Source organism: Arthrobacter sp. 05L45_2 (genome assembly GCF_056397525.1).
In genome coordinates, this window is sequence record NZ_JBFTNO010000119.1 from 1 (window position 1) to 9,502 (window position 9,502).

Here is a 9,502-nt window from a genome sequence, read left to right on the forward strand (position 1 = left end):
ACCGCGGGGACCTGCTCAGCAAGCTCCACGAGACCGACGCCGAGATCATTAGCCTCGACCATGTGGAAGCCGGCACCAGGGCCGTGGTGATGGTACGCGAGGGCCTTGCGGCCGAACTGGACGCCTTCCTCAGCAATGACTGAACCAGCAGTAGCCGGGGAGGCGGCAGCATCGCCTGACGCCGGCCGGTCAGAAGACGGAACGTCCACAACAGGCGCATCCAAAGGCGGCCCGTCCGGCGAGGATTTCGTGGTTGAACTCCTCGACCGGGCGGTCGCCGGGATGGGCGGCCAGAGCCGTGAGGGCCAGCACGAAATGGCCCGGCAGGTGGCGCGCGCCATCGACACCGGCGACCACCTGCTGGTCCAGGCGGGCACCGGAACCGGCAAGTCCCTGGCGTACCTGATTCCGCTGATCGCCCACTCGCTGGTCAGCGACAAACCCACCCTGGTTTCCACCGCCACCCTCGCGCTGCAAACCCAGATCGTGGGCAGGGACCTCCCTCGTCTCCTGAAAACCATTACGCCGGCCCTGGAGCGGCCGGTGAAAGTCGCCCTGGTGAAGGGCCGCGCCAACTACGTCTGCCGCCACAAGCTCGAGGGCGGCTTCCCGTCCGAGGAGCCCGCGGAAGGCCAGCTTTTCTCCCTCGGCGAGGACACCTCCGTACCGCACTTCGCCGCAGCCATGGGCGGGCCCTCATCCCAGCTGGGCAAGGAAGTGGTCAGGCTCCGGGAGTGGGCCGAGGAGACCCAGACGGGCGACCGTGACGAGCTTCTGCCGGGCGTCACCGACCGCGCCTGGCGCCAGGTGTCCGTCACCTCGATGGAATGCCTGGGGGCGCAGAAATGCCCCCTCGCCGCCGAGTGCTTCAGCGAACTCGCCCGGCAGAACGCCGCCGACGCCGACGTTGTGGTCACCAACCACGCCATGCTCGCCGTCAGCGCCTTCGAGGGCCTCGCGGTGCTGCCCGAATACGACGTCGTTGTGGTGGACGAGGCGCACGAGCTCCAGGACCGCGTCACGGGCGCCGTGTCCGGGCAACTGTCCGTCGCGATGGTGCACGCCGCGGCATCCGGTGCCCGTAAGCACACCGGGATCACCGTGGATGCGCTCAATACCGCCGCCGCCAACCTCGAACTCGCCATCGAAGGTGTCCCAAGCGGGCTGATGCCGAACGGCCTGAACAGCGAACAGCTGGACTGCGTTGACCAGCTCCGCGACGCCTGCCGCGCCGCGCTCTCCGACTCCAAGGGGGATAGCGCCACGCCGGCCGACGGCGGCCGGCAGCTCGCCCGCTCCCGCCTGATGGTGATCCTGGAGCTGTGCGAACGGCTCCTGGCCGCCAAGGAAAACCGCGAGGTGGTCTGGTTTTCGCGCAACAGCAGCTTTGACCCGCAGCAGGGTTACTCACAGCCGGATGACTCCGCGCCGGCCCTGGTCAACATCGCCCCGCTCAGCGTCGCCGGGCGGCTGCGCGAAGGGCTGTTCGCGGACCACACAGTCGTCCTGACCTCGGCGACCCTCGCCATCGGAGCGGCATTCGAGCCCGCAGCCGGGGGACTGGGACTGGTGGGGCCCGGGGCGCCCAGCTGGACCGGCGTCGACGTCGGCTCCCCGTTTGAATATCCAAAACAAGGCATCCTGTACGTCGCCAAGCACCTGCCCAAACCGGGCCGCGGTACCTCCCCGGAGGCCCTCGACGAACTCGAGAAGCTTATCCGCGCCTCGAACGGCGGGGCACTGTGCCTCTTCTCCTCCCGGCGTGCTGCCGAGGAGGCCGCCGAGGCGATGCGGCCCAGGCTGGGCCTGAGCATCCTCTGCCAAGGCGAATCGACCATGACGGCGCTGGTCAAGCAGTTCGCGGACGAGCCGGACACCTGCCTGTTCGGGACAATGTCGCTGTGGCAGGGCGTTGACGTACCGGGTAATTCCTGCCGCCTCGTGGTCATCGACAGGATCCCGTTCCCACGGCCCGACGATCCCCTGATGACCGCCCGCTCCCGGGCCGTGGCACAGTCGGGCGGCAACGGTTTTATGAGTGTCTCGGCGACCCACGCGGCCATCCGCCTGGCGCAGGGCGCCGGCCGGCTGATCCGTTCGACGTCGGACAAGGGCGTGGTGGCCGTACTCGATTCCCGGCTTTCCACCGAGCGCTACGGCGGCTTCCTGCGCGCGGCGCTGCCACCGTTCTGGCCCACCACGGATCCGGCCGTGGCGCTGGCCGCGCTCGACCGCTTGGCCAAGGCCCCGGCCGCCGGATAGGCCGGAAAATTCTGCCCCAACGCCGCAGGTCCCGTCCGGAACATCGGACGGGACCTGCTGAGTTGGTGCTGGGTGGTTCCCGGTTAGAGGGAGCGCAGTACGGACACGACCTTGCCCATGATGACGGCGTGATCGCCGAGGATCGGTTCGTACTGGGTGTTCTGGGGGAGCAGCCAGGTGTGGCCGTCGCGCTGGCGGAACGTCTTGACGGTGGCCTCGTCGTCGAGCAGCGCGGCCACGATGTCACCATTGACGGCGTCGTTCTGGCGGCGGACCACCACCCAGTCACCGTCGCAGATGGCGGCGTCGATCATCGAATCCCCCGCCACCTTGAGCATAAACAACTCGCCGTGGCCCACCAGCTGGCGTGGCAGTGGCATAACGTCTTCCACGACCTGATCGGCCAGGATCGGGCCGCCGGCGGCAATCCGGCCCACGAACGGCACCATCGCGGTGTCGGTGGCGCTGGCCAGTTCCGAGACGGCGAGGCCGCCCACGGCCCGCAGACCGCTGGACTTCTCGACGCCGGAGATGGGGGTGGCGCCGCCGTCCAGGGTTAGCGGCATCAGGACTTCCATGGCACGGGGCCGCTTGGGGTCCCGCCGCAGGTAACCGAGCTTTTCCAGCTGTGAGAGCTGGTGGGTGACGCTGGAGAGGCTGGCGAGCCCCACAGTGTCACCGATTTCGCGCATGGACGGCGGGTAGCCGTTGTCCGTGACCGAACGCTGGATCGTCTCCAGGATCTTCTTCTGCCGGACGGTAAGGCTCTTCGGCGCCCGGCCGGTCTGCGGGCTCCGTTGGGTAGCCCTCCCGCCGGCGGCTTGTGCTGCCATATTCGCCATGCCTTTCCGTTCCGCCCTGCGGACCTTGCCGCCGGGCCGCTGTGGCCTGAAAACCCCCGGGGCCTAAAAATGTCAGACCCCGTTGTTGAACTTGAACTGTCCAACCGCAGGTGAACTCACCAGCGGTTGTTCCGTGATTCAAAAGTAGGCCAGCACACCATGTTTTTCAAACATTTGTTCTAGCGAGTCTCGACAATGTTCGTTCATAGGTGCTAAAACAGAACAAGCAGAGTTCGAATATGTGTTCGAAACCTGTCGACGGGAACCGAATGCAGGTTTCGATTCTGTGTTCTAAGTTTCGCAGTCGCAGGTTCGCCTATGAAGGTCACGCGTTCGATGGTTCGGCCGGTTGGCGGYGGGTACATGGAGTACGCCGGGCGGCACAGAGAGGTCCAGGAGGGCTTAGTTATGTCAGCAGTAAGCGTTATGTCCGGTTCGTTCGGCACCATCAAGTCCCGCACGGCCGTGCCCCAAGCGGCAGCACGCCAGGCGCCCCTGCGGCTGACCCGCCGGGGACGGTTCGTCTTCATCGGCCTGCCGCTGATCGTCCTGGCTGTCATGGTCCTGTCGCTCGCCGGTTTCCTCAACGCCCCCGCCAAGGCGGCCGACTCCGCCGCGGAGCTCTCGGTGACTCCCGCGGTCACCGTCACCGTCCAGCCGGGCGAATCACTCTGGGCGATCGCCGGCGCCGTGGCACCGGAACGCGATCCCCGCGACGTCGTGGCCGACATTGTCCAGCTCAACAACCTCGGCGCCGCCCGCGTGATGCCCGGCCAGCAGCTTTTCGTCCCTTCAAAGTAGGCAGGGCCCCCGCCGGCGAATGACCAGCCGGCGTGTGAGTGAACGCCCCTGGTGAACCCCGGCAGCCCCCACGGGGCGGGCATTCCGGGGTCACAGTTTCGGGGCGGGCCCGGGTCTCACTTAAACTGGGCGGGTGACTGACCAGCTAGAGCGCCTCAACCGACTGCCCCTCCGCACAAACCTGCGGGGCCTGCGCCCCTACGGCGCACCCCAGCTGGACGTGCCCATCCTGCTGAACGTCAATGAGAACACGCACGGGGTCCCGGCCGACGTCCGCGCCGCTATCGCCGAGGCCGTGACCGAGGCCGCCGCGGGGCTGAACCGGTACCCGGACCGCGAGTTCACCGAACTCCGCGAGGCCCTCGCCGAGTATCTGGGCCACGGCCTCGAAGCGGACAACATCTGGGCCGCCAACGGGTCCAACGAAGTGCTCCAGCAGATCCTCCAGGCCTTCGGCGGCCCGGGGCGCACCGCCCTCGGCTTCCCTCCCACGTACTCCATGTACCCGCTGCTGGCCGCGGGGACGGACACCGAATACATCGTGGGAGTCCGCGCCGAGGACTACGGCCTCAGCGCGGAATCGGCAGCCCGGCAGGTCCGCGAACTGAAGCCCAGCGTGGTCTTCCTCTGCTCGCCGAACAACCCCACCGGGACAGGCCTGGGCCTGGATGTTGTGGAGGCCGTCTATGAGGCGGGCCAGGAAAGCCAGACCATCGTGATCGTCGACGAGGCCTACCACGAGTTCGCCCACGACGGCACACCCAGCGCCCTGACCCTGCTGCCGGGCCGCGAGCGGCTGATCGTCTCCCGTACCATGAGCAAGGCCTTCGCCCTCGCCGGCGCACGGCTCGGCTATATGGCGGCCGCCCCGGAGGTCACCGACGCCCTCCGCCTCGTGCGGCTGCCGTACCACCTCTCGGCCATCACCCAGGCGACGGCCCTGGCCGCCCTGCACCACCGCGTGGCGCTGATGGCCGACGTCGAGGACATCAAACGCCAGCGGGACAGGATCGTCTCCGAACTGATCCGGATGGGCCTCAAGCCCGCCGCCTCGGACTCGAACTACGTCTTCTTCGGCGGCCTGGACAACCCGCACGAGGTTTGGCAGGGGCTGCTGGACGCCGGGGTGCTCATTCGCGACGTCGGCATTCCGGGACATCTGCGGGTGACAGCCGGCACTGAGACGGAAACCACAGCGTTTCTGCAGGCCCTCGAACAGATCCTGACCGGCCGCCAAGCACCGTCCGCCTAGACTTAACCCAGGACCCACGCACACCGCCCTGTTCGCCGGGGCGCCGCCTTCATCCAAAGGACACCCACATGAACAACCCCGGAGCAGCCGCGGCCCAGGCCCGGACCGCACGCCTGGAGCGGACCACCAGCGAGTCGTCCGTCCTGGTCGAGATCGACCTCGACGGCACCGGTGTATCGGACATCAGTACCTCCGTGCCGTTCTACGACCACATGCTGACGGCGCTCAGCAAGCACTCCCTGATCGACATGACGGTCAAAGCCACCGGCGACACCCACATCGACGTCCACCACACCGTCGAGGACGTCGCGATCACCTTCGGCGAAGTCCTGCGGACCGCGCTGGGCAACAAGGCCGGGATCCGGCGCTTCGGGGAGGCCACCGTGCCGCTCGATGAGGCCCTCGCCCACGCCGTCGTTGACGTCTCCGGCCGCCCCTACCTGGTCCACGCCGGCGAACCGGCCGGCCAGGAGTACCACCTCATCGGCGGCCACTTCACCGGCTCGCTGACCCGTCACGTCTTCGAAGCCATCACCCTGCACGCCGGCATCTGCCTGCACATGAACGTCACCGCCGGCCGCGACCCGCACCACATCGTCGAAGCCCAGTTCAAGGCGTTCGCCCGGGCGTTGCGCGCCGCCGTCGAACCTGACCCCCGCGTCGAAGGCATTCCCTCCACCAAGGGCGCGCTGTGACCGGAAAAGTGCTCCGCGACGGGGCCATCATCAACCCGGACGGGGACCGGAAGCCGGCCTCGCCCGCAGGCAAGCCCACCGTCACGGTGCTGGACTACGGCTCCGGGAACGTCCGGTCGGCCGTCCGCGCCCTCGAACGCGCCGGGGCCGAGGTCATCCTCAGCGCCAAGGCCGAGGACGTGCTGAACGCTGACGGGCTGGTGGTCCCCGGCGTGGGGGCCTTCGAAACCGTGATGAAGGAACTCAAAGCCGTAGACGCCGTCCGGATGATCGGGCGCCGCGTTGCCGGCGGCCGGCCCGTACTCGCGATCTGCGTCGGCCTCCAGGTGCTCTTCGAGGCCGGGGTGGAACACGGTACCGTCGCCGAGGGGATGGGGGAGTGGCCGGGCAAGGTCGAGCTCCTGCCGGCCGAAGTGGTGCCGCACATGGGCTGGAACACCGTCACGGTGCCGGAAGGGTCACGCCTCTTCGCCGGCGTCGAAAACGAACGCTTCTACTTCGTCCACTCCTACGGTGTGCAGCAGTGGGACTTCGACGTGATCCAGCCGCGGATGGCTGCCCCGCTGGTCACGTGGTCCGAACACGGGGCACCCTTCATCGCCGCCGTGGAAAACGGCCCGCTCTGCGCCACGCAGTTCCACCCGGAAAAGTCCGGCGACGCCGGAGCGCGCCTGCTCCGCAACTGGGTGGACAGCCTGCGCGGCGCCGCCCGCGCCGTTCCGGCCCCGGCCACCGCCCCGGAAGGAACGGCCTAGATGTGGTCCCTGGTCCTCATGGGCCTCGCCGGACTGCTGGTCGGCGGAGCCCTGTCCTTCCGGCAGCAGAAGAGCCCGCTCTGGGTGCAGATCGTGTTTTACGTCCTGGCCGCGATGTCCCTCCTGGCCGCCTACCTCCTGACGCTGCCCGGCAAGTAACCGGCCCCGCAGCGACGAATTCCTGACCCCTAATCCGTGAGGACCCTCCGATGACCACCGAAACCGCGCTGCCCGTCCTTGAGTTGCTCCCCGCCGTCGACGTCGTAAACGGCCAGGCCGTGCGCCTGGTCCAGGGCGAGGCCGGCAGTGAAACCAGCTACGGCACCCCGCTGGAAGCCGCGCTGAACTGGCAGGACCAGGGCGCCGAATGGGTCCACCTGGTGGACCTCGACGCAGCCTTCGGCCGCGGTTCGAACGCGGAACTCCTGCGCGAAGTGGTGGGCCGGCTCGACATCAAGGTGGAACTCTCCGGCGGACTGCGCGACGACGAGTCCCTGGAAAAGGCGCTGGAGCTTGGGGTGGCCCGGGTCAACCTCGGCACGGCGGCGCTCGAGAACCCCGAGTGGACCGAACGCGTGATCGAGCGGTTCGGCGACAAGATCGCCGTCGGCCTCGACGTCCGCGGCACCACCCTCGCCGGCCGCGGCTGGACCAAGGAAGGCGGCGACCTCTGGGAGGTCCTGGGCCGTCTGGAGGACGCCGGCTGCGCCCGCTACGTCGTCACCGACGTCACCAAGGACGGCACGCTCCAGGGGCCCAACGTTGAACTGCTCCGCCAGATGGTCGAGAAGACCGGAAAGCCCGTGGTGGCCTCCGGCGGCATCTCCAGCCTCGAAGACCTCAAGGTCCTGCGCTCGCTCGTGCCCCTGGGTGTCGAGGGCGCGATTGTCGGCAAGGCCCTCTACAACGGCAACTTCACGCTGCCCGAAGCCCTCGACGTCGCCGGCCGCCGCTAGCCCGGACCCTTCATGGAGCCCAACACCCAGCCCGGCCCGCGCGCCCTGCCCGGCCACATCGCCGCCGCCCTTGCCGGGGCGGGCGGCCCGGCCGATTCCGCCGGGCAGCCCTGGGCCGGCCGGAGCCTCACCGGCGAAGACGCCAAGATCCACAATTTCGAGGACGACGACGGCGCTGCCGACGCCGGCTATCTCGCGGCCCTGGCCGATCTCGCTGCCGGCCGCGGGGACGAGGCGGCCGTGGTGGCGGCCCTGGCAACCGCACGGGTGTTCGTGCCGATCGTGGCCACCCTGGCCGAGGAAGCGGAGGCCGTCGCCGGCCCCCATGGCGACCACGTCCATGGCGACAAGCAAGCGGATATGGCCCTCGTGACCCTCAAGGCGCCGGACGGCCGCACGGCGCTGCCGGCCTTCACCTCGGCCGCGGCACTGGCCGCCTGGCATCCCGAGGCCAGGCCCGTGGCCGTGTACGCGGCGCGCGCCGCGCTGTCCGCCGTCGCCGAAACCGCCGAACTGCTGGTGCTGGACCCCGGCTCCGCCACCACCTTCGTGGTGCGCCGGCCCGCCGTCTGGTCACTCGCCCGGCAAGAGGCCTGGACACCCAGCTACAGCGATCCCGCGGTGGCCGCATCGGTCGGCGACGCCGCTGCCGGCATCCCGGCGCTCCGCCGCGTGGAGATCCACCCGGGCGGCGGGGTTGCCTCAATGCAGGCCGGCGGGCAGCAGCTTGCCGGCGGCGGCTCCGGTCCGGAACTGCGGGTTGTGCTGTACCTTGAAGACGGACTCGACGCCGCCGCGGTGCAGTCCCTCGTGGCCGGCCTCAACGAGGCCCTGGCCCGGAATGAAACATTTGCTGAACGGGTTGACTCGATGGAAATCAAGTTGCAGCGCGCAGCTCAATAGGCCACGGCCCGCACCCAGAGTTCACGGTGCTGCCGACGGCAGTACACAAAGGAATGCAGTTTCGTGAATTTCGCGCTTTACCGGGACCTGCTGGCTGTGCGGCCCATCAGGAACCTCCTGCTGGTGGGTATGGTGGCCCGCATCCCGCACTCGGCCGCGGGGGTCCTGCTGACCCTGCACATCGTCCTGAGCCTGGGCCAGGGGTACGCAGCCGCAGGTGCGGCCGCCGCGGTGATGACCATCGGCATCGCCGTCGGGGCCCCCTGGCGTGGCCGCCGGGTCGACACGGTGGGCCTGCGGAAGGCCCTCATCCCGTCCGTTGTCTCGGAAACCGYTATCTGGTCGATCGTGCCGCACGTCAGCTATGAACTCCTGCTGCCGCTGGTGTTCGTCGGCGGCCTGCTGACGCTGCCGATCTTCAGCGTCGTCCGCCAGTCGCTGGGAATCCTTGCCAGCGGCGAGCAGCGCCGGACGGCGTTCGCCCTCGACGCGATCAGCACGGAGCTGGTCTTTATGATCGGTCCCGCCGCCGGAGCACTGGTGGCCACCGCGGGTTTCTCCGTGCTGGGGCTCACGGTGGTGGGCGTTGCGACGTCCCTGTCCGGTCTGTTCCTGATGTGGATCAACCCGCCCACACGCAGCACCACGACCGGCCCGAAACCGGAGCAGGTTTTCGCCGCGGCCCAGCAGGAAGGCGCGGAGGCAGCATTGGTCGCCGCCGCGCCCGCCCACCTGCAGGAGGCTGCAGCGGAGCTGGCGCCCCTGGCGGCTGCGGAGGAGCGACGCAAGGACCGGCTTGGCCTGCGGCATAAGGTCATCCACAACTTCGCCTGGTTCACCGCGGCAGTCGCGGCTGTCTTMGCTGTCGCGTCCGGGGCCGGCATGGTCCTCAGCGGTACCGACGTCGGCATCGTCGCCGCCCTGCAGACCGGCGGGCATCAGTCCGAAATCGGAATCGTCTTCCTCTTCTGGTGCGCGGCCTCGGTGCTGGGCGGGCTCGTCTACGGCGCCATGCACCGGCCCGTCTCGCCCATCC

Annotated in this window: 10 protein-coding genes; 9 read left to right on the forward strand and 1 reads right to left on the reverse strand. The window is 68.8% G+C overall.

Annotated features, from left to right (window positions below; genetic code table 11):
• Positions 1-282 precede the first annotated feature (282 nt).
• Complete coding sequence (locus AC1DHD_RS10385) at positions 283-2,262, forward strand: ATP-dependent DNA helicase (RefSeq protein ID WP_476879648.1); 1,980 nt, start codon at positions 283-285, stop codon at positions 2,260-2,262.
• An 83-nt stretch (positions 2,263-2,345) separates the two neighbouring features.
• On the opposite strand, the gene lexA is transcribed toward AC1DHD_RS10385, so the two are convergent.
• Complete coding sequence (gene lexA / locus AC1DHD_RS10390; RefSeq protein WP_476879639.1) at positions 2,346-3,095, reverse strand: transcriptional repressor LexA; 750 nt, start codon at positions 3,093-3,095, stop codon at positions 2,346-2,348.
• 417 nt (positions 3,096-3,512) lie between these two features.
• Here lexA and AC1DHD_RS10395 point away from each other — a divergent pair, with 417 nt between their 5' ends.
• The 8 genes from AC1DHD_RS10395 to AC1DHD_RS10430 form a co-directional block, all read left to right on the forward strand.
• Entirely contained in the window at positions 3,513-3,905 is a 393-nt protein-coding gene (locus AC1DHD_RS10395; protein WP_476879640.1) for a LysM peptidoglycan-binding domain-containing protein, read from the forward strand.
• 133 nt (positions 3,906-4,038) lie between these two features.
• On the forward strand, positions 4,039-5,157 hold the full coding sequence (locus AC1DHD_RS10400) for a histidinol-phosphate transaminase (RefSeq protein ID WP_476879641.1): 1,119 nt from the start codon (positions 4,039-4,041) through the stop codon (positions 5,155-5,157).
• 68 nt (positions 5,158-5,225) lie between these two features.
• On the forward strand, positions 5,226-5,852 hold the full coding sequence (gene hisB, locus AC1DHD_RS10405) for an imidazoleglycerol-phosphate dehydratase HisB (RefSeq protein WP_476879642.1): 627 nt from the start codon (positions 5,226-5,228) through the stop codon (positions 5,850-5,852).
• A complete protein-coding gene (gene hisH, locus AC1DHD_RS10410; protein WP_476879643.1) occupies positions 5,849-6,607 on the forward strand; it encodes an imidazole glycerol phosphate synthase subunit HisH in 759 nt (252 codons plus the stop codon). Before hisB ends, hisH begins: the two co-directional genes overlap by 4 nt.
• Positions 6,608-6,766, forward strand: coding sequence for a hypothetical protein (locus AC1DHD_RS10415; protein ID WP_476879644.1), 159 nt, complete (start codon positions 6,608-6,610; stop codon positions 6,764-6,766). It begins immediately after the preceding gene.
• Positions 6,767-6,816: 50 nt separating this feature from the next.
• Complete coding sequence (gene priA / locus AC1DHD_RS10420) at positions 6,817-7,563, forward strand: bifunctional 1-(5-phosphoribosyl)-5-((5-phosphoribosylamino)methylideneamino)imidazole-4-carboxamide isomerase/phosphoribosylanthranilate isomerase PriA (RefSeq protein ID WP_476879645.1); 747 nt, start codon at positions 6,817-6,819, stop codon at positions 7,561-7,563.
• 12 nt (positions 7,564-7,575) lie between these two features.
• Positions 7,576-8,466, forward strand: a complete 891-nt coding sequence (locus AC1DHD_RS10425; RefSeq protein ID WP_476879646.1) for an SseB family protein — start codon at positions 7,576-7,578, stop codon at positions 8,464-8,466.
• A gap of 63 nt (positions 8,467-8,529) precedes the next feature.
• Positions 8,530-9,502: MFS transporter (locus AC1DHD_RS10430; RefSeq protein ID WP_476879647.1), on the forward strand; the 973-nt coding region annotated here is incomplete at its 3' end.